This window comes from Pseudomonas sp. NPDC007930, from assembly GCF_042958985.1.
Taxonomy (GTDB): domain Bacteria; phylum Pseudomonadota; class Gammaproteobacteria; order Pseudomonadales; family Pseudomonadaceae; genus Aquipseudomonas.
The window spans coordinates 189,770-213,159 of sequence record NZ_JBIBKC010000003.1 but is presented as its reverse complement, the minus strand read 5'-3'; the positions used below and the strand labels follow the sequence as shown (position 1 = coordinate 213,159).

The window sequence follows — 23,390 nt, the reverse complement described above, 5'->3', positions numbered from 1 at the left end:
CCACACCATGTACAAGGACTACCCCGCCGCCTACCAGGCCAGCAAAGGCTCGGCGCTGCAGGTCGACACGGCCTTCTACGGCCGCATTCGCGACAACAAGGCCAGCCGTACGCTGGTTGAGCAATTCGAGGTGCCGATCCGCACCGGCCGTGCCTGGAAGGTCCCCGCCGGCCACGTGTTCCGCGTGACCACCCCGGTCGGCCCGCAGGTAGGCGACTTCAACATCTGGAACGCCAACGACCCGCGCGAGCGCCTGTGGGCCGCGCGCACCCGGCAACTGCAGGGCGCCCACGTGACGACCCACGACCGCCTGTGGTCGAACCTGCCGTTCCTGCGCCCCTTGGTGACCATCACCGACGACAGCCTCGCCGCCTACGGCATCGACGAACACGGCGGCCGCCTGCACGACCTGCTCGGCACCCGCTGCGACCCGTACGTGAACAAGATGCTCACCGGCGAAGACTTCCACCACCACTGCCACTCCAACCTCACCCGCGCGGTGCTGCCGTTCGGCCTGACCGAGTTCGACGTGCACGATGTGCTGAACATCTTCCAGTGCACCGGGCTGAACCACGACGACATGTACTTCATGAAGGCCTGCCCGGCCCGGCAGGGCGACTACCTGGAGTTCTTCGCCGAAATCGACGTGCTCTGCGCGCTGTCGACCTGCCCCGGGGGGGATTTGTCCTTGCCGATGTGGGGGCCCGAGGCGCAAGACCCACTCACCGTGTGCCGGCCGCTGGGGGTCGAGGTATACCGCCTGGATGAGGGCTTACTGCAGGGCTGGGAACAACCGAAGCGGGCCAGCTACGCGGGGCAGCATGGGCTGATGGTGGCGAAGGCGGCGTGGGAGGTGTAGGGGGCGCGATAGGCCCAGGCAGGTGACCTTAGCTCGGCACGGGTTCAGTTCCAAAAAGGGCGCTGTTCCCAATCGGCTATCAGGCCAAGTTCCGCGGTAGTTTTGCCTGCCTTGGCCAAGGCTTCATGGGGTGCTGTAGCCATGAGGCATTTGAACCGGTGTTTCCAATCCGATGCTGGGTCTATTTTTTCGAGTAACGCCTGCACTACCACCGCCCTGGCGAACATGCGCCCCCGGTCGACGTGGGAGGGGAACTCCACGGCAATAGCCTTGGCATATTTAGGCGCACTGGCCGTTATGGAGGCATTCCATAACCGCCCATGATGAGCACACACGTTGCGCAAGAGGGTGAGGCTCTTCAACCAACTGACCAATACGGTCTCGTCGTACGCGAACTTCACCGCAACTGCTTTGCGGTGGTCGAGGTGAAGATCGCAGAACAACCGCGACATCTGGCCAATCGTCATCGCTTCGAGCACTGCCCACACGGGAGGCAGCGCCGGGGTGTTGTAGTGCCGATAGTAATGATTGAGCGCAGCGTTGTCCTTTTCTCGCAGGTTGACTACCTGGCGCAACAGGTCACGGTGCTTCGAGCAATCTTCGAAGTGGATGGCGCTGAGATAAAAATGCGGCCCGCAGGCTTTGTCCACTGCAAGGGTATTGATGATCGCTGCGCGGAAGCCCACCTCGATCCTGTCGATGGCATCCAGAAAAACCAGGCGAAGACGACGGTCAAAATCATAAAGTTTGAGCACATCGTCAAAGCACGCGGCAGGCACGAACCGCTTTTGCGGATCCTGCAGAGGGCGCATGTAAATCAGCAACCGGTGATATCCGACGAATTCAAGAGCGCGTAACGCGGGTTCGGTTTGGCCCTTGGTGCCCAGGCCTTTGGCCCGCAGGTGACGCAGCAGCGCATGGGGAGTTTTGGCGGGTTTGACGTAGGCGGTGGGGAGTTGGGGCATGCCAAGGCGCCCTGTGATCAGCCAGAAAAAACTAACCCCCTGGTGCGCAGTACGGGATGAATCCCGCCCGAGGCGTGGAGGTTATTCTTGCCCGCAATGCTATGGCGCGAGGCTCGCTGGGTCAACCCGCGCCGCGCGACCGCGCTGTTCCCCCAGAAATCGCAAACACCCCGTAAACACTGCCTTGAGAGCGATTTCGAGGTACTGGGTGCCACATAATCTTACATGTCCGTGTGCCGGCCCTACGCTCGCCCAACTACCCTTCCCCCCTCTTCCCCCCCACCCCACAAGGAGGCAAGGATGCCCCTCGCCATTGCCCACAGCCGCGCCCAAGTCGGCGTTGGCGCGCCCGCCGTGCTCGTCGAGGCGCACCTGGCCAACGGTTTGCCGTCGCTCACCCTGGTTGGCCTGCCCGAAGCCTCGGTGAAAGAGAGCAAGGACCGCGTGCGCAGCGCCATCGTCAACTCCCGGCTGGCATTCCCGTCGCAGCGCATCACCCTTAACCTGGCCCCGGCCGACTTACCCAAGGATGGCGGGCGCTTCGACCTGCCGATCGCCCTGGGCATCCTCGCCAGCAGCGGGCAAGTGCCGATCGCCGCGCTCAGCGGCATCGAGTGCCTGGGCGAGCTGGCGTTGTCCGGGGCGATCCGCCCGGTGCAGGGAGTGTTGCCGGCGGCGCTGGCGGCGCGCGATGCCGGGCGCATGTTGGTGGTACCGCGGGAGAATGCCGAGGAAGCCTCGCTGGCCAGTGGCTTGAAGGTGCTGGCGGTGGAGCACCTGGTTGAGCTGGTGGCGCACTTCAATGGCCACTCACTGCTGCCGTTGTTTCGCGCCAACGGCCTGTTGCTGGTGCCCAAGCCCTACCCTGACTTGGCTGAGGTGCAAGGCCAGGTGGCGGCCAAACGGGCGTTGGTGGTGGCCGCGGCGGGGGCGCATAACCTGCTGTTCAGTGGCCCGCCCGGCACCGGCAAAACCTTGCTCGCCAGCCGCTTGCCCGGCCTGCTGCCGCCGCTGGCCGAGGCCGAGGCGCTGGAGGTGGCGGCCATCCAGTCGGTCACCAGCCATGTGCCGCTGAGCAGTTGGCCGCAGCGGCCGTTCCGCCACCCGCACCATTCGGCGTCGGGCGCGGCGCTGGTGGGCGGTGGAAGCCGGCCACAGCCGGGGGAAATCACCCTGGCCCACCATGGTGTGCTGTTTCTGGATGAGCTCCCGGAGTTCGACCGCAAGGTGCTCGAGGTGCTGCGCGAGCCGCTGGAGTACGGAAGGGTGAATTCTCACACATTAGATCGAAGTGTGCCTACTACATAACCTTCAGACCTCTTACCCCACCGTAACTCACATCGCCTACAACGCGTACTGAAGAAGAAAGCAACTATCTACATCCTACCCTATGGCAAAAGCCATAACGCAGTTGTATCAAATTTACAGCAGCCAATTTGGCTTTGTATTTTCAATGTTTAGAAACACACTAAAATATGGCACAATTGTTCAGCAGGTGGCCCATTTGCGCATTGAAAGCCTTTGCAAATCCATAAATTCGGCCGACTCCCCCTTACGACTTGCTAACTCTCGAAACACTATCGAACGCCCTATCCTTGCGGGTTGCACAGCATTCTGGATGGTGGACTGTTATGCCTCGTGCTGTAACTACCAGTGCCGCCAGTGTTGCATGCATCAACGCAAACGACACTAAGCAGATGATTTAACATATGGGAAATGGCGAACAGAGATTTTGAGTTTCTAAAACAAACCTAAGTTAGAACAACAGGACTATTGCGTGACAACTATATACAACCAAAACCGTTACATGGAAAAGACAATTAACTGCAACCATAAGCGTGAAAGCCTAGAACGAATTCTTGAACCGCTTTACGTAATGACCTATACAACATCAAAAGACTTTAATCGTCCCATTGGACTTCATCTTAGAGTGAGATTCACCGAAAAGATGAATCTAAGCAAATTTTCGGCCTGCATCAATCGCAGATATGATAAACACGGCTATACACCAGCGAGAGTTTCAGTAAAGGAAATTGACGACGACGAGGGTACACACTACCACATTGCAATGATCATTGACGGAAAATACAACACACCCTTGAACCTACAACAACTCTGTTCCAAAATGAAATCAAATGGATTTCTCGCCAATTACAAGGTGATAAATCATAAAGACCACCCGTATGGACTAGTGATTTCATCGGAAGCTACGCGAGACATTTTCTTTGACTGGGTTTCATATCTTGCAAAGAAAATATCAAAGACTGAAGGCAAACAGTGCTTTTCGAAATGCAAGGCAGTCCAGCGCGATACAAGTTCATGGATTTCAAATGGCAAACCAAATCTCAGCATGCCGAAAGACAAGCCAGCCGAAGTCACGCCCTCAAACACTCTATGGGCGTTTATTTCGTAGACCCGCAACCACACCATTTCCAAACACTGCATCGCTGCCTAAGACGCAGCACAGGCGGTTGCAGAGGCATTGGAAACTGGCCCGGCAGCTTAGGGAGTCCAAAGCTGATCCGGGCCTTCCTAAATCATAGTAATCGCATTATCAACTAGACTATTTCACGCAATGTCTCAACGGCACATTGCAATATGTCTAAAACATTCGTGTTTTAATCCTGAAACAAAGACCTGCCTTGGTCATATAATTGATATGTTGGCGTATAGCCAATATGTCCATTTGCGGAAACCTTAAACGTATATACCACCTGCGGCTCTTTACCGGGGACTGAAATCTTTGCCATTCGAAGATACATTGCCACTGCCGTCGAAAGTGGAATATTGAAACAATTACCACGCTTCGCCTCCGCCTCCAGTTCTTTATCGAACGCCGCAGAAGTTTTGTCATCGAGCTTATCATTCAAAGCCGCATCAAAAATCCTGAAAAACACATCAGGACTCTTACAAGCCCACCCGCGCATCCCCGTTTCCTTCGGCCCAATTCTCATGTCACCGGACACATCGATTATTTGAGCGTCTACTAGACTGGACATCAACAACACACTACAACCCAAAATCCGTTTAAACATCCTATCATTCCTACTAGGTTACGGTTTCGATGACCAGTTTTGGCTGGCATCCATGCTTTGCAATTATTCAACCGGCCACCTAAACACTCTGATGCATGAGCGATGGGACCCAAGAATACACAATACTCGTATTTCGAGTATTTTGCTAGATGGCAATACCTTGTTGGCAATCTGTCAGAGCGCCACAATTGTATGTCAAAATCCATTCACACCGACGATTACCAGGTCCTAGTGAGCCTGCTTCGGGATTACCGCTTACAAGCCGGATTAACCCAAAATGATTTAGCAATGCGGATAGGAAGGAAACAGGCGTATGTTAGCGCCGTCGAAGTGGAAGGTCGTCGATTGGATTTGTTACAGCTACGCGATTGGGTGAATGCATGTGGCGGGAATCTTGTGGAGATGATTGAAAAGTTCGAGTCACGTTGCGATTCTACTAACGCACCCTAATCCGTACCACGTCTACTTCCCCTGACAGATCGGTATTCTCGAACATTAATCTTTGATAGGTAATCCATGTAACGGATGCCAGTGTCGGTAACTGCCAGCCTAGGAAGGCCCGAAATTCCTACCGTCCCGGAATAATCTATCAACTTGGCGTAAATCATCGCCCTCAACATTCCCTCATCATCGGACTTTAACGCAGCCCAATCCTGATCGCGCACAGCAGTCAATATGAATAGGTGGTAGTTTTGGGTATCCAAGGTGCGACTCCTTCGCCCGGCATTAGATGACTTACATATAGCTGAAACGCATAACAATGTTCAGCAGTATGATCAAAGCTTGCCTAATCTAGAACTGCACCTATCCGATCAAGCCCGTTACTGGTCCATAGTACATCTTTACTAATCCCGCTAGGGAAATGCTCCCTACACTGTCAACCAAACAACCAAAAAACGACCGTTTTTCGATACCGGCGTTTCCATAGCTAAGCCGGTACCATAAAAATAGCCTTGCGCAATTTTTGATACCATCCTATAGTGATGCCACGTTTAACGATACGTGGAGATTCATCATGTCCCGCACATTTCTCTATTGCCGAGTGTCCACCGCAAGCCAATTTACAGCCAATCAGGTGCAGGAAGTGAAATCGGCCGGGTTCGACGTTCAACCTTCACGTGTAGTTGAAGAAATCGTCTCTGGTAGCGTTGCAGTTGCCGAACGACCCGGGTTTCAAAAACTACTAGACCGTATGGAACGGGGTGATGTGCTAATCGTTACCAAGCTGGACCGCCTTGGCCGCAACGCAATGGATGTTCGATTTACTGTGGAGAATCTGGCTAAAGATTGCATACGGGTTCACTGCCTTGCGTTAGGCGGCGTAGACCTAACAAGCCCCGCAGGCAAAATGACAATGCAGGTACTGAACGCCGTAGCAGAATTCGAACGTGATCTGCTGATTGAACGAACCCAGCAAGGCTTGATGCGTGCGAAAGCTGAAGGTAAAAAGCTCGGCAGGCCGCCAGCGGTAAACACTACAAAGAAGGTGCAAACCCTGAAAGCCCAAGGGTTGAGCCAAGCACAGGTTGCGGGAGAATTAGAAATCGGTATAGCTACAGTGAAACGCCATTGGGCTACCCCTACCAGCTTATAGGGGGTGCGGGCATGTCTTGGACCCCCCTAAATTCAGGCTAAAGTCCAAAGGGACCCAGAATGACCTATTCGCAATAAGCTGAAATACGGTCAATGCCAAAATCTGCCAAGGGTTTGTGAAGCGTGAAGGACCGTTCTGCTTGGAATACATCCTCGCTGCTCTTGTAAACATTCATGTTGAGTGCGCGAATCTTGGCATCATACTCAAATACAAACTCCAAGTCTTGCTTGATGAAGAAAGCGTTCAATTCGAGCCGACCTTCTTCAGTCTGGTACTTGCCTATCAAATCTTTGACGGAAACGATGGGCATCGTAACTAGCATATCAGCCTCTTGCAACTTCAAGCCTTCCACCTTCTTCACTTGCACGTCCATTTCAGAGTGCAATTCAGCAGCCCTAGCCACTAATACCGCTGGAACATATCCACTATGGGCTGCTGCCGATGCCAGCATTGTCTCGTCCAAGTTTGAACGCATGGACCTAATCCCCGCCAACTTTTCCTCTTCAATCTCAATTTCTGTACTGATTCTGACTTTCTGTGCCCCCCTTGCCGCAAGCATATCAAATAAGCTTTGGCCAAATTCCAACCTTCGGACCTTGTGCGCTTTCTGACTTTCACCATCAACCAACTTCCTGATTCCAAAACGCCCGCCTGACGGTCTATCTTTCCATAACGCGTCATGCTTCTTCTTCATCAGAACCATTACTTCATCTGAAACACTTTCTTTTGTTACGCTAGCCATGGGCAGGCTGTTTCGGTTAAACATTGCCACTGCACTAGCCAGCATTCCGAAGGCCAAGTCGAAACGGAAACGTTGGTCACAGTCCCCTTTGTATTCTTTTTTAGTTTTGCAATGAAAGTAATAGTACATTTCACCTTTTGGATTCTTCTGCTTCTCGAAAACCAAACTTTCACCACACTTCCCACACTTGACAACATGTCGAAATATGTTGGCATTACCAATCGTGAAGTTGCCATAGTTCTTTCGAGATTTCCGCTTCTGCATCGCAGCAACCGCTTCATCATATTCCGTATGCGTGATGATTGCCGGATAGTACCCCTCAACAAATTCAACGAACACCTTCTTTTGGTTTTCGTCTCGCCGCTGCGACATCAAAACACCAAGGGGTGATTTAGTTCGAAGTAACAGACTGACAGCTTTATTAGTCCATTTCCGCAAAGAATTTTTGTTGATCTCGGTTATCACCGCCGACACCCCCATATATTTCAGCAAATGGAATATTCTTCTTACTTCTGCGGCCTGCTCATGTTGAACTTCGAACTTCTGAGTTACCTCGTTATATGTTACCCCATATGGCGGGGTACGCTTATTGAAAATCTTACCACCAGACCCTGCTTCTTTTTTGGCAGTGTCCCACTTGTATTTTCTTCGATCAGACTTGTGTTGCGATTCGTCATGCGCGCGCTCGGCAATAACGGCGATTTCAAGGATTGTCGACAACCCGTTCCTCTTTATTTCATCCGAATACTCTTTCTTACCGATAGTGGTGTAAATCTTAACACCGGTTCTTAGAATATCCTGCAATAGTGAAACGCCATTGAATACCGGTTGCCGTGTAATCCTGTCGATTGATTCTACAACAAGGTAATCACCTCGGCGCAATTCACCCGACTTGATACTTTCTAGAATATCCTTCAACTTTCCAGTTCGCGCGTTCGCGCCCCGAAAAGATGAAACTGCTTCATCAATAAACAGCTTGGTGATTTGAATTCCTGTGTGCAGAGTAAAGTCTTCCAAGGGTGACGTTTGTCGTTCAACCGTATCGCCCATTCCCTGAGCGGTCGATGAATAACGTACATAAGCATAGGCTTTAGGCATCAATTCTCACCCTTAAAAATTTTGTGTGAGTATACCACCTGCCGTTCGAAAGCGGCGAGATCATCATCGCCCGCGCCCGCGACAAAACCCGCTTCCCGGCGCGCTTCCAGTTGGTGGCGGCGATGAACCCCTGCCCCTGCGGGTACCTCGGCGACCCTACCGGCCGCTGCCGCTGTGGCCCGGAGCAGATCGAGCGCTACCGCAACAAGCTCTCCGGGCCCCTGCTCGACCGCATCGACCTGCACCTGACGGTAGCGCGCGAAACCACCAGCCTCAACCCGCGCCTGGGCGACGGTGAAACCACTGCCGTTGCCGCCGCCCGAGTCGCCCAAGCGCGCGAGTTGCAGCAGGCCCGGCAAGGCTGCGCCAACGCCTTTCTGGGCCTGCCCGGGCTGCGTGAACACTGCCAGTTGCAGCCAGCGGATGAACACTGGCTGGAAGCCGCCTGCGAGCGGCTGACGCTATCCCTGCGCGCGGCGCACCGGTTGCTGAAGGTGGCGCGCACCCTGGCGGACCTCGAGGGCCAGGCGGCGATTGGCCGGGCCCATGTGGCCGAGGCGTTGCAGTATCGCCCGGCGAGTGGCTGAGCGGCGCAGGGCGCTCAGGCCAACCACACCCACAACAGCGAAGCCCCCACCAGCCCCACCACTGAAACGATGGTCTGCAACACCGACCACACCCAGATCGTTTGCTTGAGCTCCAACCCGAAGTACTCCCGCACCATCCAGAAGCCGGCATCGTTCACATGGCAGAAGAACACCGAACCGGCGCCGATGGTCAGTGCCACCAGCGACGCTTGCATGGGCTCAAGGCCCGCCATCATCGGCGCGAGAATGCCCGCGGTGGTGGTGGTGGCCACGGTGGCCGAGCCGGTGGCCTGGCGCAGGGCCACGGCGATCAGCCAGGCCAGCAGCAGGTACGGCAGGTGCACGCCTTCGGCCACTTTGCTGATGGTCTGGCTGACCCCAGCCTCGAGCAGGGTTTGCTTGAGGCCGCCACCGGCGCCGATAGTCAGCAGCAGCGCGGCGATCGGCGCCAGGCTTTTGCGCAGGGTCTGCCCCACCTTGTCGCGTGCCATGCCATTGGCCCAACCCAGCAGCACCACCGCCGCCAGCACCGCCAGGCCCAACGCGACCAGGGGTTCGCCGAGAAACTTCAGCCCCAGCGCCAGGCTGCTTTCAGCGGGCAACGCGACCTTGGCCAGGGTGCTGCCGAGCATCAGCACCACGGGCAGCAGGATGATCCCCAGAGAAACGCCAAAACCCGGCTGGCGCGCCGTGCCAGGCTTGGCGCTGAACAGTTCGCCCAGCTCCGCCGGGGCTTCGATGTGTAGCCGGCGCGACAGCCACAGGCCGTACAGCGGGCCGGCGAGGATCACCGCCGGCACTGCCAGGGTAAAGCCCAGCAGCATGGTCAGGCCAAGGTCGGCGTGCAGCGCGCTGACCGCGATCAGCGGGCCGGGGTGCGGTGGCATCAGGGCGTGCAGGGTGGTCATGCCGGCCAGCGCCGGAATGGCGATTTTCAACAGCGGCTGGTTCGACTGCCGGGCCATCACGAAGATGATCGGCACCATCATCACCAGGCCCACTTCGAAGAACAGCGGCAGCCCGATGATCATCGCCACCAACGCCATCACCCACGGCAGCGCGCGGCCCTTGCCCAGCCCCAGCAAGGTGCTGGCGATGCGGTCCGCCGCGCCGGATTCGGCCATCAGCGCGCCGAGCATGGCGCCCAGGGCGATGATGATCCCGGCTTCACCGAGGATGCCACCGGCGCCTTTGCTGAACGCCTTGGCGACTTCTTCCGGGGCCAGCCCGGCGCCCAGGCCGGCAATGAAGGTACCCACCAGGATGGACAGGAACGGCGGCAGCCGCGTAAGGCTGATCAGCACGATGATGCTGGCGATGGCCAGCACACAACAGAGGATCAAACGGCTGTCATGGGCCAGCCAGGCAACGTGGGACAACTCCACCGGTGGGTACTCCTTTATTCTTGGGATTCATACCGCAGCAACAATTTGTTGCAAAACCCACCGAGGGTACCGGATCTAACCTTTCAACAGTCTTTCACCCCTGCCCTGCTTGCATGAAAGCTTCTTCAGTGGGGATCCAACGGCTCTTCGAAACGCAGCAGCCGCCCGGCATTGCCCAGCACTAGCAGCGTGCTGAGGTTGTGCAGCACGGCGGCCAGCATCGCCCCGGCCGCGCCCAGCCAGCCGAAGGCGGCGAACACTACGATGGCCAAGGTCCAGCCGATGCCGACGATCACGTTCACGTGCAGGGTGCGCCGGCACTGCCGGCTCAGCCGCACACAGGTGCCGAGCCGGCGCAGGTCGCTGCCGATCAATACGATGTCGGCCGAGGCCAGGGCGATGTCGGCGCCGCCGCTGCCCATCGCCACACCCACCACGCCGGCCTTGAGGGCAAGCGAGTCGTTGATGCCGTCGCCCACCACCATCGGCCGGAAGCCCTGGTCGATTTCACTGAGCACGCGGTCGAGCTTGCCCTCGGGCAGCGCTTGGGCCTGCACCTGGTCGATGCCCACTTCGGCGGCCACTCGCTCGGCCACGCTGCGGCGGTCGCCGGTGAGCAGCACTTGCCGGCCCAGGCCGAGTTCGCGCAGTTCGGCCAGGGCCCCGGGGGCTTCCTGCTTGAGGGTGTCGGCGAGCAGCAGCCAGCCCAGCAGTTGCCCGCCTTCGGCGACGCCGGCGATCGGGCCGTCGTGCTCGGGCACCGCGCCCAGTTCGATGCCCAGCTCGGTGAACAGCTCCGGGCGGCCCAGCGCCACCTCGCCCTGGGGCCCGCGGGCGACCACGCCCAAGCCTTGGCGCTCCTGGATGTCGCTCAGGGCCAGGTACTGCGCCGCCGGGGTGCAGCCGGCCAGCGCGCGGCTGACCGGGTGGCTGCTGGCGTGGCCCAGGCTGGCCGCCAGCGGCAGGATGCGCGCCTGCGGGGCGTGCACCGCCACCACCTGCTGCACGCGCAAGGCGCCGTGGGTCAGCGTGCCGGTTTTGTCGAACACCACGCAGCTGAGGTCTGCCAATTCTTCGAGAAACGCCGAGCCGCGAATTAGGATGCCGTGGCGCGCCGCCACCGCCACCCCGGCAATCGCCGTGGCCGGCGCCGACAACACCAACGCGCACGGGCAGGCGGCGACCAGCACGGCGAGCATCGCCTGGGCATCCTGGGTGACGAACCAGGTCAGCGCCGCCACCAGCAATACCAGCACCTGATAGGCACCGGCATGGCGCTCGAGCAGGCGGGTGATCGGCGGCTTGGCGCGCTCGGCACTTTGCATCAACGCAATCACCTTACCCAGGGTGGACTGCGCGCCGATGCGGGTCACCTCCACCACCAACAGGCCATCGAGATTGATGCTGCCGCCGAGCACCGGGTCGCCCTCGCCGACCCGCTGTGGCACCGACTCACCGGTCAGGGTGGCGGTGTCGAGGCTGGCACGGCCGCTGCGCACCACGCCGTCGGCGGGTACCTGGTCGCCGGCGCGGATCTCCACCCGGTCGCCCGGCTGCAGGCCGGCGTTGTCCACCTCGCTCACCTGGCCCTCGGCGCCGAGCAGGCGGGCCTGGCTGCGGGTCAGCTTGCCGAGGGCTTCGATGGCCTGTTCCGAGCCGATCACACTGCGCTCTTCGAGCACATGGCCGAAGATCATGATCACCGGCAGCAGCGCAGCGGTGAGCAGGTCACCGCTGGCCCAGGCGCCGAGCATGGCCAGGGCGATCAACTGGTCGGTGATGCCGTGCAGGCTGGGGTAACGCAGGCTGAACCAGGCCGAACGCATCACCGGCACCGCCACCAGCAGCGAGGCCACGCCCAGCAGGCATTGGCCAACTTCGCTCTGGCCCGGCATCCAGGCGCGCCAGGCCAGGCCCAGCAGCAACAGCCCCAAGGCCAGCATGGCCAGGGTGAGCTGGCGCGCGGCGCGGCGTTGCTCGCTGGCGCTGAGCAGCGGGGCGGGGTGGGCATGGGCGGTCATTTGTCGGCTCCCGGCACAATCAGGTGGGCATCGTCTTTGGGGTTTACGGTGGTCACCGAGCCGGCGTTGCCGAGGATGCCCGGCAGCCGCTCGCGGTACAGCCGCAGCGCCAGGCCAGGGTCATTGCTGTGGGCCAGGCCGGCGATGCTGGCGGTGTCGGCCTGGGCCTTGGCAACCTGTTCGCTGGCCTGGGCGTGGGCGTCCTGCAGCAGCCGGTCGGCCTTTTGCGTGGCGGCCTGCAGGGTTTTTTGCGCATCGTTCTGGGCCGTGGCCACGGCCTTGTCGGCCTGCTGGGTGGCGGTCAGCACGGCATTGAAGGCGCTGACGGCATCGTTGGGCAGGCTCGACTGCACGTCGATGCGTTCTACCTCAACGCCCAAGCCCTGGCCGGCGCTGGCCAACGCGCGCAGGCGGCCGTTGGCGCTTTGCACCAGGTCGGCACGCAAACGTTCGCGGCGCTCGGCGGCCTCGCTGCCCTGGGCGAGCATTTCCGGGCGCGCCACCAGGATGGTGTCCAGGTCCCGCGCGGCCGCCAAGGCCACGGCGCCGCGGGTCACCAACCGGTCCAGCGCCGGCAGCACGTGTTCGCCCTGCAGCAGCCAGGCGCGGGCGTCGGTGACCCGGTAGAACACCTGCAGGTCGAGCTGCACGATGCCGGCGTCGCCGGTCAGCAAAAACCCCGAGCCGGCCAACGCGTCGGTGGCCGGGCTGAGGAAGGTTGCCTGGCGCTGCGCGGCGCCAGCCTCGGTGGTGCGTTGCAGGCCTTGCACATGCAATTGCAGCACCCGCTCCGGGCCCGGCACCACGGCCACCTGCTCGAACGGTTGCGGCCAGGCCAGCAGCAGCCCAGCGCCCGCCACCCGCTCAATGGCGCCAAAGCGCATCACCACGGCACGCTCTTGCGGGCCCACCTGGCGCACGTTGCCCAGCAGCCAGGCCAGCGCGGCCAGCAGCGCCACCGCGTAGAGGGCGATGAACGCCAGCCGGGTAGCCTGTTGCCAGGCACCGGTGTCAGCCCGCGGGGTCATGGCTGGCTACCCGGGGTGGCGTCCGGGCCCTCGACCAACGCCCGGAACGGCGCCGCGTCGGTACGCAGGATCAACCGGCTGCCGGGGGTGATCACCGTGCCGAGGGTGTCGAGCGAGCGCAGCAGGTTGTACAACTGCGGCGCGCTGGTATAGGCCTGGCCGTAGATCTGCGCGGCTTCCACCTTGGCCTGGGCCTGGATGTCCGCTGCCTTCACCGAGGCATCGGCGACCAGCACCCGCGCGTCACGCTCGGCCTGTGAGCGGATCTGCGCGGCCTGGCGCTTGCCTTCGGCAGTGCGCTCAGTGGCGATGGTTTCACGCTCGGCGCGCATGCGCTCCACCGTGGCATCGAGGGTCACGGCGGGCAGGGTCAAGCGCTCTACGCCCACTTGCAGCACCTTCACGCCGTAGGTGTCGTAGAGGGTTTTTTCGATCTGCTCGCGCAGGCGCAGTTCGAAGGCGTCGATCTGCACCTGGCTGGCGTCGGTGTTCACCAAATGCGCCAGGTCGAAGGCGCTGGCGGTGGTTTCCAGGGCCGAGCCAACGAAGGTGCGGATCTGCCGCGCGGCTTCATCGGGCTGGTTCTGCACCGCGCGCATGAAGCGCTGCACGGCGGCCGGGTCGGCCGGGACCTGCCAGGCCACGTAGGCCTGCACGATGATCCGCAGGCCATCGCGGGTGCCGACGTCTTGCAGGCCGCTGGAGGTGCTGCGGATGCGCAGGTCGACCGGCACCGCGGCCTCCAGCGGCACCGGCAGGCGCCAGGCCAGGCCGGGCTCGAGCAGCACCCGGCCGGGGTTGCCGAAGCGGGTGATCACCACCGCCTCGCCCGAGCGCACTTGCACCAGGCTGGCCGCCAGCGCGGCGAACAGCACCAGCACCGCGGCCACGGCGAAGCGCCCCCACGGCACGGGCCCGGCGGTTTCCGGCGCGCCATGGTGATGATGGTGATGGCCGTGGTGGTGGCCGTGATGGCCATGGTCGTGATGGTGGTCGTGGGTCGTATTGCTCAAGGCAGCCACTCCTTAACGAACGGCGCGCGGTGGCGTGGCGTCCACCGGGGCGAAAAAAGTACGCAAATCCAGGCTCGGCGCGCCGCCCAGGCGGTGATCGAGCACCAGCAACTGGGCATGCGCCAGGCCTTGGCTCAACTGCGCCAGGTAACGCTCGAACACGAACGCCCGGCCGGCGGCGGCATAGCCCTGGCGCTCGGCGGCAAAGGTGCGCGCGGCGGCCTGGGCGGCGGCTTGGGTTTCCCGCGCCGAGGCGTCGGCCTGGGCGGTTTGGTCGAACGCATCCAGGCGCGCCTGGCTGTTGCGCTCGGCGGCAGCGCCGCGCTCCTGGGCAATCAACGCCTGGGCGCTGATCTGCGCGGCTTGCACGGCGTGGTAGGCATTGGCCGCGCCCGCCGGTGGGTGGATCGCTTCGACCACGGTGGCCAACACCTCCACGCCGCTGTCGAGCCGCGCGAGGTCGGCCTGCACCGCCTGGCCCAGTTGCTGCGCGAGGTCGTGGCGGTCGGCGCCCAGCAGGCCGTCGAGGGTACGCGAGGCCAACGCATGCACCAGCACGCGGCTGGCGGTGTCGCGAATCAACTGCGGCACATCGGCGCTGTGGTAGGTGGCGGCAAGGGCGTCGGCGTCGCTCAGGCCGATGCGGTAAACGAAGCGCACATCCATGTTCACCACCTGGAAGTTCTGCTGGCTGGCGCTGCCGCTGGCGATCACCTGGGTGTTGTCGCGGGCGTGGGTGGCGTCCCACAGGCGGTCGGCGCTGGCCGGCGAGGGGCCGTCGGCGCTGGGCGGCGCGCCACTGGCGGCGCCGTCAAGGCCGGTGGCCAGTTCATGCACGGTGCCGTTTTCCACCGCCACCATTTGCCCGAACGGCCACGGCAGGCCCCAGTGCAGGCCCGGTGCCCACACCTGTTGCGGGCTGCCAAAGCGCTCGTAAACGCCGCGCCCTTCCAGCGGCACCTGGCGCACGCCGGTGAGCACCCAGCCCAGCGCCAGCACCACCGCCAGCACCGGCAGCGCCGCGCGGCGCATGTAGTTGAAGGCCCAGATTTGCCGCAGGTCGATGCCGAAGCGCCCCTGCAGCTCTTGCTGCAAGGCCTGCCACGGCCGCGGCGGCCAACGCAGCAGGCCAGCGACGAAGCTGTCGGCCAGCATCGGCGGCTCGAGGCTGGCGCGCTGTGGGCTGAACCAGGCCAGCACCGCGCGCAGGGCGAACTCCAGCGCCACCGCCGCCGGCAGCAAACCGCTGAGGATCGCCACGCGCACGGGCCAGAGGTTATCCGCGCGGTAGAACAGCAGGCACAGCGCCGCCACCAGCAGCATCGCCATCACCACCCGCAGCAGTGGCACCAGGGTGGCCGCTTCGGGCCATTGCGCGGCGGCGGCTTGGGCCAGGTGCCGCTCGATCACCAGCAGGGCGAAGGCCAACAGCAGCGCCAGGGTGATGGCCACATTGGCCGCCATGCCACCCTCCCCCGCGGGCAGGTCGAGGCTCCAGGGCAAGCGCACGCACAGCAGCGCCAGCAGGCTCCAGCCCAGCAGCCACAAGGCCGGCACGCCCAAGCGCTGCGCGCTGCGCAGCAAACCCTGGCTGGCACGCTCCAACTGCCGCTCGTACCAGCCACTGGGCGCTTCGGCCGGCGCCGCCGCTGCCGGCGGCTGCAACAAAGCAGCGCGCCAGCGCGCCGGCACCCGCGCCGCCTGCACGGCCGCGCCGAGCACGATCACCGCCGCCGCCAGGTTGCACAGCAACCCGGCCCACAGGGTATTGGCGGCGAACAACCAGGCAAACGTGGCCAGCACCAGCAGCACCCCGGCCAGCACCGCCAGCGCCAGGCCATAGCGCCCCAACCGCTGTGCCAGGCGCGGCGCGCCCAGCACTCTGGGCAGGCCGGCGTAGTCCGCCGCTGCCTGTAAATCGATCGCCATCACCACCCCGTAACATTCTGTAAAGCTGGCGTTACGATATAACGCTATTGGTCAAAATACTGTCCCGCCCTCGATGAAATTTCCGGGCGGTTCAGCCGCCGTTCATGGGGCCGCGGCCAGGGCCAGGTCAAGGCGCGGTGCAAAAACAGACTTTTCCCACGCACCTTTCAGAATCCGCTGGCAGAAACCCCCGTCACGTTTGCTCAGCATGGCCGCTTCGCGCACCTGCGCCCCAGTGGAAGCCCCGCCATGTTCCCCAGCCGCTACAACATCACCGTCGGTGCCAGCACCAGCGCCGGGGGCACCGTCATCGGCGGCGCTGAACACTTCCGCGTGCGCGGCGCCGCGATCGCCCGCGAAGGCGACCCGGTGCGCTGCCCCGCCTGCGACAGCATAGGCGTGATCGCCTGCAGCGTAGCGCGCAGCTCGTTTCTCGTCGGTGGCCGCGAGGTGGCCCTGCAGGGCGACCTCTGCCGCTGCCGCTGCGACCCGCCACCCACCCTCATCGCCAGCCAGCAGGCGATGCAATGCACGGCGGCCGCGGCACCCACCGCGCGCGCCCAGCCCGCCCCCAGCCCTTGGGCACGCCAGGCCCAGCCCAGCGCCAGCGCGCGGCCCTGGCCCGCGGCGTTGCCCGAAGAGGAAGACGAAGAAGAAGAACTGCCGGTGGCGATCACCCTGCGCATCGGGCTGTTCTTCGACGGCACCGGCAACAACCAGGCCAACGCCCAGGCCACCGCCGCCTGCCATGGGATGGCGTTCGGCCTCGATCACCAGATGGGCCGGGAGCTGCTCGCGTTTTGCGGGGCCCATGGGTTTACCACTGACGGAGGGGTGCCGGATAACAGCTATGGGAATGCCGAGAGCAATGTGGGGCGGTTGTTTGAGTTGTATCCGGATCAGGCAAACAGGCCACTGCAAGAGACGGCACGTGCGGCCTACGTGAAGGTTTATCTGGAAGGCATTGGCACGAGCAGCGGGGAGGAAGATTCGCTGTATGGGCAGGGGTTGGGGATTGGCGCCACAGGAGCAGCCGCACGCGTAGCGCAGGCGCCAGAGCTGATCAGGCAACAGATCAAAACCCTGCTTGGCAACAACCCCGGCTTCATTCTCGAAAAACTCGAATTCGACCTGTTCGGCTTCAGCCGCGGCGCGGCCGCCGCGCGGCATTGCGCCAATGAATGGCTGAAGGGCCCCGACAGCCCAATGGCCAAAGCCTTGCCCGCCGGCAGCGCGGAGTTCGTGCCCGGGTTCGCCTGGCGCCGCCGCCAGGACTTCGAAATCAACTTCATCGGCCTGTTCGACACGGTACCGGGTATCTCCAACCCCGCCAGGGGTGACTTTACCCCCCATGACCAGCGCAACCCCGGGCTCGACCTGCGCTTGCGCCCCGGCTGCGCCCGGCACATCGCCCAACTGGTGGCCGAGCATGAATTCCGCCATAACTTTTCAGTGGTCCTGAGCGAACACGACATCCGCGTACCCGGCGCCCACTCCGACCTGGGCGGCGGCTACCTGCCCCGCGCGCGGGAACGGGTACTGCTGAGCCGGCCGGAACACAGCGAAGTGCCGTACAGCCAACCCAACCGGCAAACCGCCGCGGTGCAACACACCCTGAAGTACTTGTATGAGGGCATCGAACCTTATGGGCATGCCTTCAGCCAACACCGGGGCATCGACGTGTGGGAAATGGCGCTGCCGCACAACCCCCGCCATGACCTGGGCCGCACCAAGCGGGTCTACGCGGCCGTGACCAGTGAGCGGATGGTGCGGGGTGAACTGTCGCTGGTGTATTTGCGGGTGATGCATGCGTTGGCGCTGAAGGCCGGGGTGGCGCTCGAACCGGTCCCACGCACCCATGCTTTTGAACTCCCCGACGAGCTACAAGAGATCAGTGACAAGCTTCTGCGCTACGCACTGAAAGAGGCGCCACTTTCACTCAGTGACGCCGAGATGGACTTACTGCGCCGCCACTACATTCACCTCTCCGCGAACTGGAACGCCGCCCGAGGCAAAAACAACAGTGACTGGGACGTGATCTTCATCAACCGCCCCGCCAAGGGCGGCAAGCGCGCGGAGTACCCCAATGCCTAAGCGCTGGCGTGTTCCTTTGCTGATGGCCTTGGCAGTGTTGGGCGGTTGCGCCAAGGGCCCGGGCGGCTTGCCATACGAAGCCTGGTACCTGGGATTTTCCGCCCCGGACTATATGGACGTCTGGATCGAGACCGTCGCCGTTGTGGATATTCGCGGCCGAGCATTCCGCCATGTGATGAGTGGCGTGGCCTCGAACATTTCAGAAGAGAGTACGCACGGAAACCCTCGAGGCTGGCCCACCCAACCGGGATGGGGCGCGGGCAAGCAGGTACGGGGGGCCGCCCTGCCCATTGCCATCTATGTGCGCTGGCAATCGCTGGCCGAACCCCAAACCTACGAAGTGCTCATCCCCATCCCCGAAGCTACACGCCAGCAGATGCTGGCCCGTGAGACCAACGCCTGTACTGCCCGCAGTCAGTGGCTAACCGGCTATCGCGAGGGCATCACCGTTGGGTTGGCCCCGGGTGGCATCGCCAAGGCATGGATTGCCGGCCCGTGTGTTACCGCCATCGAAATATCCCGCGTACAGGCCCAGGTCGTAGCGCTCGGGCCCGACCAAGGCCGCAGTGGCGGGCAGTACGCCTTGCCATTGATGCCGAACAGCAAAGCCTACATCGAAAAAAACGGAATCCCGTATGGCTCTTGGTAAAGCGCTACGGGCATTTGTGGCGTTGCTCGGCTGCCTGCTGCTCAGCAGTTGCGCCAAAGGCCCGGGTGGCTTGCCCTATGACGCTTGGCGGCTAGGCATGTTCGTTCCGGACTACATGGACGTGTGGGTCGAGACCGTCGGCGTCATAGACATCCAAGGCCGTGGCTTTCCCCACGTCCTCAGCGGCGTACCTTCGAGCATTCACCCCGACAGCACCGAGGGGGACCCGAGGGGCTGGCCCAGCCGGGTGGGGTGGGCCAAGGGCAAGCATGTGCGCGGTGCCGCCCTGCCCGCCGCCATCATCGTGCGCTGGCAATCCCTGGCCGAGCCCCAAACCTACGAGGCGCTGATTCCCATCCCGGAAACCGCCCGCCAGCAAATGAAGGTCCGAGAGCGCAACGCCTGTACCAGCACCGGCACCGGTAAGCCGATCGATGGGTATCGCAAAGCGATCACCATCGGTTTGGCACCCGGCGGCATCGCCAAGGCCTGGATCGTTGGGGTGTGCGTTCCTGCCCTCGAATTCGCCCGCGTACAGGGCCAGGTAGTAACGCTCGGGCCCGACCAAGGCCGCAGCGGCGGGCAGTACGCCTTGCCATTGATGCCAAACAGCAAAGCCTACATCGAAAAAAACGGAATCCCTTATGGCTCTTGGTAAAGCGCTACGGGCATTTGTGGCGTTGCTCGGCTGCCTGCTGCTCAGCAGTTGCGCCAAAGGCCCGGGCGGCTTGCCCTATGACGCTTGGCGGCTAGGCATGTTCGTTCCGGACTACATGGACGCGTGGGTCGAGACCGTCGGCGTCATAGACATCCAAGGCCGTGGCTTTCCCCACGTCCTCAGCGGCGTACCCTCAAGCATTCACCCCGACAGCACCGAGGGAGACGCCACGGGGTGGCCCGGCCGGCCAGGCTGGGGAGCGGGCAAATATATACCCGGGGCCGCCCTGCCCCTGATGATCATCGTGCGCTGGCAATCCCTGGCCGAGCCCCAAACCTACGAGGCGCTGATTCCCATCCCGGAAACCACCCGCCAGCAAATGAAGGTTCGAGAACGTAATACCTGCACCACTACGGGTATCGGCAAACCGGTCGATGGTTACCGCAGGGCTATCACCATCGGTTTGGCCCCGGGCGGCATCGTCAAGGCCTGGGTCACCGGGGTGTGCGTTACGCCAATCGAAATCACCCGCGTGCAAGCCCACATCAAGGCACTAGGCCCAGACCAAGGCCGCAGTGGCGGGCAGTACGCCTTGCCCCTGATGCCGAACAGCAAAGCCTACATCGAAAAAAACGGAATCCCTTATGGCTCTTGGTAAAGCGCTACGGGCATCCGTAGGGCTGCTCGGCTGCCTGCTGCTCAGCGGTTGCGCCACAGGCCCAGGCGGTTTGCCCTATGACGCCTGGCGGCTGGGCCTTCTCGCCCCAAACTACATGCAGGCATGGATCGAGACCGTAGACGTGGTCGACATTCAGGGCCGGGTATTTCGCAGCGCCATGTGGGGCACTCCATCCATCAATGCCCCTGAAGCCCTGACGGGTAACCCGCGTGGCTGGCCGGCATCGCCCGGCTGGGGCAAGGGCAGATACGTTCGCGGCGCCGCCCTGCCCATGGTGATTTACGTACGCTGGCAATCGTTGATCGAACCTCAAACCTATGAGGCCCTTATCCCCATCCCCGAGGCCACGCGCCAGCAAATGGTCGCTGGCGAAAAGGTCCCCTGTGCCTTCAGCAAGCAGCCTGCCGTGGAGTATCGCTTGGGCCTGAACATTGGCCTCGCTCCCGGAGGCATCGCCAAGGCCTGGATTTCTGGCCCCTGCCTCAAGGCCATCGAAGTGAACCGCATACAAGCCCAAATCGTTGCCCTAGGCCCAGATCAAGGGCGAAGTAACGGCCAATACGCGTTGCCGTTGTACCCCCAGACCAAAACCTACATCGAAAAAAACGGAATCCCCTATGGCTCCTGGTAACCCCACCCCCTCAACACCCACTATCCCCAGCGACCCCATCGCCGCTTCGGCACCGAGGAAGGAACCTCCCATGGACGACAACCGCCGCCCCATCCGCGCGCGCTCTACCCGCTGGGCGAACGCCATCACCCAATGGCTGATTCGCACGGGCATTTCCCCGAATCACATCTCGCTGATCAGCATCCTGTTCGCCGCCCTGGGCGCCGGGGCGCTGGTGCTGGCGCCGGGCATCACTGGCTCGGTGCTGTGCCTGCTGGGCATCCAGGGCCGCTTGCTGTGCAACCTGTTCGACGGCATGGTCGCCACGCGCCGGCCCTGTTGCTGCTCGACCTCGCTGGTTACCAGGGGCAGAACGCGCTGCTGCTGTTCTACCTGATGTTCGTGGTGCAGATCAGCGATGTGCTGCAGTACGTGTTCGGCAAGCTGTGGGGCAAGCACAAGGTGGCGCCGTCGGTGAGCCCGTCGAAAACCGTGGAGGGCCTGGTGGGTGGCGGGCTGGCGGCGACGCTGGTGGGCGGCTGCCTGTTCTGGATGACCCCGTTCAGCTTCTGGCAGTCCCTGCTGATGGCCTTCATCGTGGTGCTGATGGGGTTCCTGGGGGGCTGGTGATGTCGGCGATGAAACGCAGCATCAGCGCCAAGGACTGGGGCACGATGATCAAGGGCCATGGCGGCATGCTCGACCGGATGGATTCGATCTGCTTTGCCGCGCCGGTGTTCTTCCACGTGACCCGGTATTTCTTTTCGGTGTGATGGCGGGCAGCTAGCCCGGCACCGCCGTAATGCTGTTCACTTAAGCCATTTCACGGCTTTATGGAAGGGATCAATCTGTGAGCTCTGCTGATTTTGTGCATGAGCTTCAGGGCCCATCGCCCGGCACAGCCGGCCTCCCACTAGACTTGTGTAAGCCATTGATTTACGGAGCAATACACACCCGTGGGAGGCCGGCTGTGCCGGGCGATGGGCCATTCAGGTCATGCGCTCAGTAAAACCACCTGAAGTCATTAGGGCTTTTCACCCCCGATTTGGCGCTCTGATTGCTTAAGTGAACAGCATTACGGCACCGCCGGGCGAGAGGCCCCCTACTACAACACCACCCGCAAACACTGCCCGGCGTGGTACAGCGAGAACCCGGTTTCATAGAACGCCGTACGCAGCGCCGGCACGCTGACCGGTTTGTTCGCCGAGAACGGCACGGGCAGGTCTTCGGCGCGGTTGGTCAGGAGGAAGTCCGCCAGCGCGCGGCCGAGCACGGTACCGGTGGTGTTGCCACGGCCGTTGTAGCCGGTCACCGCGACCAGGCCGGCGGCCGGCTCGTACAGGCGCATGAGGTGGTCGGGAGTGAAGTCGATCACGCCGGTCCAGTGCATGGCCCATTCGACCTTGCCCAGCGCCGGGAAGTAGTGCCGCTGGATGCGGTCGGCCCAGCCCTTGATGAACCACCCCGGCTTGTTGTCTACCCGGCCCAGGCTGCCCAGCAGCAGGCGGCCCTGGTCGTCCCGGCGGATGCTGCTCAGCACCGTGCGGGTGTCCCACGAGCCCTGGCCATGGGGCAATACCCGTTCGGCCGCGGCGCCTTCCAGTGGCTGCGAAGCCACCTGGTAGTAGTAGCCGCGGAAGTAATTGCCGCGCACCGCGTTCCACTCGCCTTCGGTGTAGGCGCCAGTGGAGATCACCACTTGGTCGGCGACCACGCTGCCCGCGGCGGTGCTGGCGCGCCAGCCGAAGCCTTCGCGCTGCAGCGCGGTCACCGCCGACTGCTGGAACAACCGCCCGCCCAGGCGCTCGACCACTTCGGCCAGGCCACGGGCGTAGGCCATCGGGTTGATCGTCCCGGCGCGGCGGTCGAGCAACGCAGCCTCGACCTTGTTGGTGCCGCAGTATTCTTCACAGCGGGCACCGGTGAGCATTTCGACATCGGCGCCACGGCGGCTCCACTGTTCATGGCGGCTGCGCAGGTCGGCCAGCCCAGTGGCGTTGTGGGCCATGTGCAAGGTGCCGTGGTGGCGCGCCTGGCAGTCGATGCCGTAGCGTTCGATCATCGCGAACACCGCCGCCGGGGCTTCGCCGAGCACCTTGTTCAGGCGCGCGCCCTGGGTGCTGCCCAGGGTGGCTTCAACATCGTCGGGCTTGATCCAGGTGCCGGCGTTGACCAGCCCCACGTTGCGCCCAGAGCCGCCATGGCCGACCCGGTTGGCATCGAGCAGCACCACCTTGCGGCCCTGCTCGAGCAGGTGGATGGCCGCACACAGGCCGGTGATGCCGGCGCCGATCACACACACATCGGCCGAGGTTTCCCCGGCCAGCGCCGTGGCCGGCGCGGGTTGCGGCAGCACATGCTCCCACAGGCATTGTTGATGCAGTTGGCTGGCCATTGAGCGTGTCGCCCTCATGAATGCACGAAAACCGAATGTGAACGTGCCC

19 protein-coding genes and 3 pseudogenes are annotated in these 23,390 nt (G+C 62.3%); 13 read left to right on the top strand and 9 right to left on the bottom strand.

All coding sequences use genetic code 11. The annotated features are described in order from the left end of the window. The first annotated feature begins 7 nt into the window (after positions 1-7). Positions 8-859: a DUF1989 domain-containing protein gene (locus ACFZCE_RS08425; RefSeq protein WP_390937913.1), complete on the top strand. Its 852-nt coding sequence runs from the start codon at positions 8-10 to the stop codon at positions 857-859. A gap of 44 nt (positions 860-903) precedes the next feature. Here ACFZCE_RS08425 and ACFZCE_RS08420 read toward each other — a convergent pair whose 3' ends face one another. Continuing rightward, positions 904-1,824, bottom strand: coding sequence for an Abi family protein (locus tag ACFZCE_RS08420; RefSeq protein WP_390937911.1), 921 nt, complete (start codon positions 1,822-1,824; stop codon positions 904-906). A 300-nt stretch (positions 1,825-2,124) separates the two neighbouring features. Between ACFZCE_RS08420 and ACFZCE_RS08415 the strand changes: the two are divergent. After that, positions 2,125-3,093 (top strand): annotated as a pseudogene (locus ACFZCE_RS08415) (YifB family Mg chelatase-like AAA ATPase); the annotation flags it as partial. A 508-nt stretch (positions 3,094-3,601) separates the two neighbouring features. Continuing rightward, positions 3,602-4,237, top strand: a complete 636-nt coding sequence (locus ACFZCE_RS08410; protein WP_390937909.1) for a hypothetical protein — start codon at positions 3,602-3,604, stop codon at positions 4,235-4,237. A gap of 205 nt (positions 4,238-4,442) precedes the next feature. On the opposite strand, the gene ACFZCE_RS08405 is transcribed toward ACFZCE_RS08410, so the two are convergent. Further along, a complete protein-coding gene (locus ACFZCE_RS08405) occupies positions 4,443-4,859 on the bottom strand; it encodes a hypothetical protein (protein ID WP_390937906.1) in 417 nt (138 codons plus the stop codon). Positions 4,860-4,961: 102 nt separating this feature from the next. Here ACFZCE_RS08405 and ACFZCE_RS08400 point away from each other — a divergent pair, with 102 nt between their 5' ends. Together ACFZCE_RS08400 and ACFZCE_RS08395 are read left to right on the top strand one after the other, a co-directional pair. Next, positions 4,962-5,309, top strand: a complete 348-nt coding sequence (locus ACFZCE_RS08400; RefSeq protein ID WP_390937904.1) for a helix-turn-helix domain-containing protein — start codon at positions 4,962-4,964, stop codon at positions 5,307-5,309. Positions 5,310-5,874: 565 nt separating this feature from the next. Continuing rightward, entirely contained in the window at positions 5,875-6,453 is a 579-nt protein-coding gene (locus tag ACFZCE_RS08395) for a recombinase family protein (protein WP_390937902.1), read from the top strand. A gap of 64 nt (positions 6,454-6,517) precedes the next feature. On the opposite strand, the gene ACFZCE_RS08390 is transcribed toward ACFZCE_RS08395, so the two are convergent. Beyond that, positions 6,518-8,293 carry a recombinase family protein gene (locus tag ACFZCE_RS08390; RefSeq protein ID WP_390937900.1) on the bottom strand — a complete coding sequence of 592 codons (1,776 nt, stop codon included), beginning with the start codon at positions 8,291-8,293 and terminating at the stop codon, positions 6,518-6,520. A 41-nt stretch (positions 8,294-8,334) separates the two neighbouring features. Here ACFZCE_RS08390 and ACFZCE_RS08385 point away from each other — a divergent pair. Next, positions 8,335-8,880: pseudogene (locus ACFZCE_RS08385) on the top strand (ATP-binding protein); the annotation flags it as partial. Between the two features lie 14 nt (positions 8,881-8,894). On the opposite strand, the gene ACFZCE_RS08380 reads toward ACFZCE_RS08385, so the two are convergent. From ACFZCE_RS08380 to hflK, 5 genes are all read right to left on the bottom strand, one after another. Beyond that, positions 8,895-10,265 carry a gluconate:H+ symporter gene (locus tag ACFZCE_RS08380; protein ID WP_390937898.1) on the bottom strand — a complete coding sequence of 457 codons (1,371 nt, stop codon included), beginning with the start codon at positions 10,263-10,265 and terminating at the stop codon, positions 8,895-8,897. A 125-nt stretch (positions 10,266-10,390) separates the two neighbouring features. Next, entirely contained in the window at positions 10,391-12,286 is a 1,896-nt protein-coding gene (locus ACFZCE_RS08375; protein ID WP_390937895.1) for a heavy metal translocating P-type ATPase, read from the bottom strand. Continuing rightward, positions 12,283-13,314, bottom strand: coding sequence for an SPFH domain-containing protein (locus ACFZCE_RS08370; RefSeq protein ID WP_390937893.1), 1,032 nt, complete (start codon positions 13,312-13,314; stop codon positions 12,283-12,285). Before ACFZCE_RS08370 ends, ACFZCE_RS08375 begins: the two co-directional genes overlap by 4 nt. After that, positions 13,311-14,336 carry an SPFH domain-containing protein gene (hflC, locus tag ACFZCE_RS08365; protein ID WP_390937891.1) on the bottom strand — a complete coding sequence of 342 codons (1,026 nt, stop codon included), beginning with the start codon at positions 14,334-14,336 and terminating at the stop codon, positions 13,311-13,313. Before hflC ends, ACFZCE_RS08370 begins: the two co-directional genes overlap by 4 nt. Before the next feature lie 3 nt (positions 14,337-14,339). Continuing rightward, complete coding sequence (gene hflK, locus ACFZCE_RS08360) at positions 14,340-16,256, bottom strand: SPFH domain-containing protein (protein WP_390937889.1); 1,917 nt, start codon at positions 16,254-16,256, stop codon at positions 14,340-14,342. Positions 16,257-16,505: 249 nt separating this feature from the next. On the opposite strand from hflK, the gene ACFZCE_RS08355 reads away from it, so the two are divergent. From ACFZCE_RS08355 to ACFZCE_RS08325, 7 genes and pseudogenes are all read left to right on the top strand, one after another. Further along, complete coding sequence (locus ACFZCE_RS08355; RefSeq protein ID WP_390937887.1) at positions 16,506-18,350, top strand: PAAR domain-containing protein; 1,845 nt, start codon at positions 16,506-16,508, stop codon at positions 18,348-18,350. Further along, the gene (locus ACFZCE_RS08350) at positions 18,343-18,999 is read left to right on the top strand and encodes a DUF2931 family protein (RefSeq protein WP_390937885.1); all 657 of its coding nucleotides are present in this window, start codon (positions 18,343-18,345) and stop codon (positions 18,997-18,999) included. Before ACFZCE_RS08355 ends, ACFZCE_RS08350 begins: the two co-directional genes overlap by 8 nt. Beyond that, positions 18,986-19,657: a DUF2931 family protein gene (locus ACFZCE_RS08345; RefSeq protein ID WP_390937883.1), complete on the top strand. Its 672-nt coding sequence runs from the start codon at positions 18,986-18,988 to the stop codon at positions 19,655-19,657. The genes ACFZCE_RS08350 and ACFZCE_RS08345 overlap by 14 nt, the downstream gene beginning before the upstream one ends. Then, positions 19,644-20,315: a DUF2931 family protein gene (locus ACFZCE_RS08340; RefSeq protein WP_390937882.1), complete on the top strand. Its 672-nt coding sequence runs from the start codon at positions 19,644-19,646 to the stop codon at positions 20,313-20,315. Before ACFZCE_RS08345 ends, ACFZCE_RS08340 begins: the two co-directional genes overlap by 14 nt. Continuing rightward, the gene (locus ACFZCE_RS08335; protein WP_390937880.1) at positions 20,302-20,967 is read left to right on the top strand and encodes a DUF2931 family protein; all 666 of its coding nucleotides are present in this window, start codon (positions 20,302-20,304) and stop codon (positions 20,965-20,967) included. Before ACFZCE_RS08340 ends, ACFZCE_RS08335 begins: the two co-directional genes overlap by 14 nt. A 70-nt stretch (positions 20,968-21,037) precedes the next feature. Beyond that, a complete protein-coding gene (locus ACFZCE_RS08330) occupies positions 21,038-21,343 on the top strand; it encodes a hypothetical protein (RefSeq protein WP_390937878.1) in 306 nt (101 codons plus the stop codon). Further along, positions 21,277-21,719, top strand: a pseudogene (locus ACFZCE_RS08325) (phosphatidate cytidylyltransferase); the annotation flags it as partial. The gene ACFZCE_RS08330 and the pseudogene ACFZCE_RS08325, both read left to right, overlap by 67 nt. A gap of 332 nt (positions 21,720-22,051) precedes the next feature. Here the strand turns inward: ACFZCE_RS08325 and ACFZCE_RS08320 are convergent. Then, positions 22,052-23,341, bottom strand: coding sequence for an FAD-dependent oxidoreductase (locus tag ACFZCE_RS08320; RefSeq protein ID WP_390937876.1), 1,290 nt, complete (start codon positions 23,339-23,341; stop codon positions 22,052-22,054). Between the last annotated feature and the right edge of the window lie 49 nt (positions 23,342-23,390).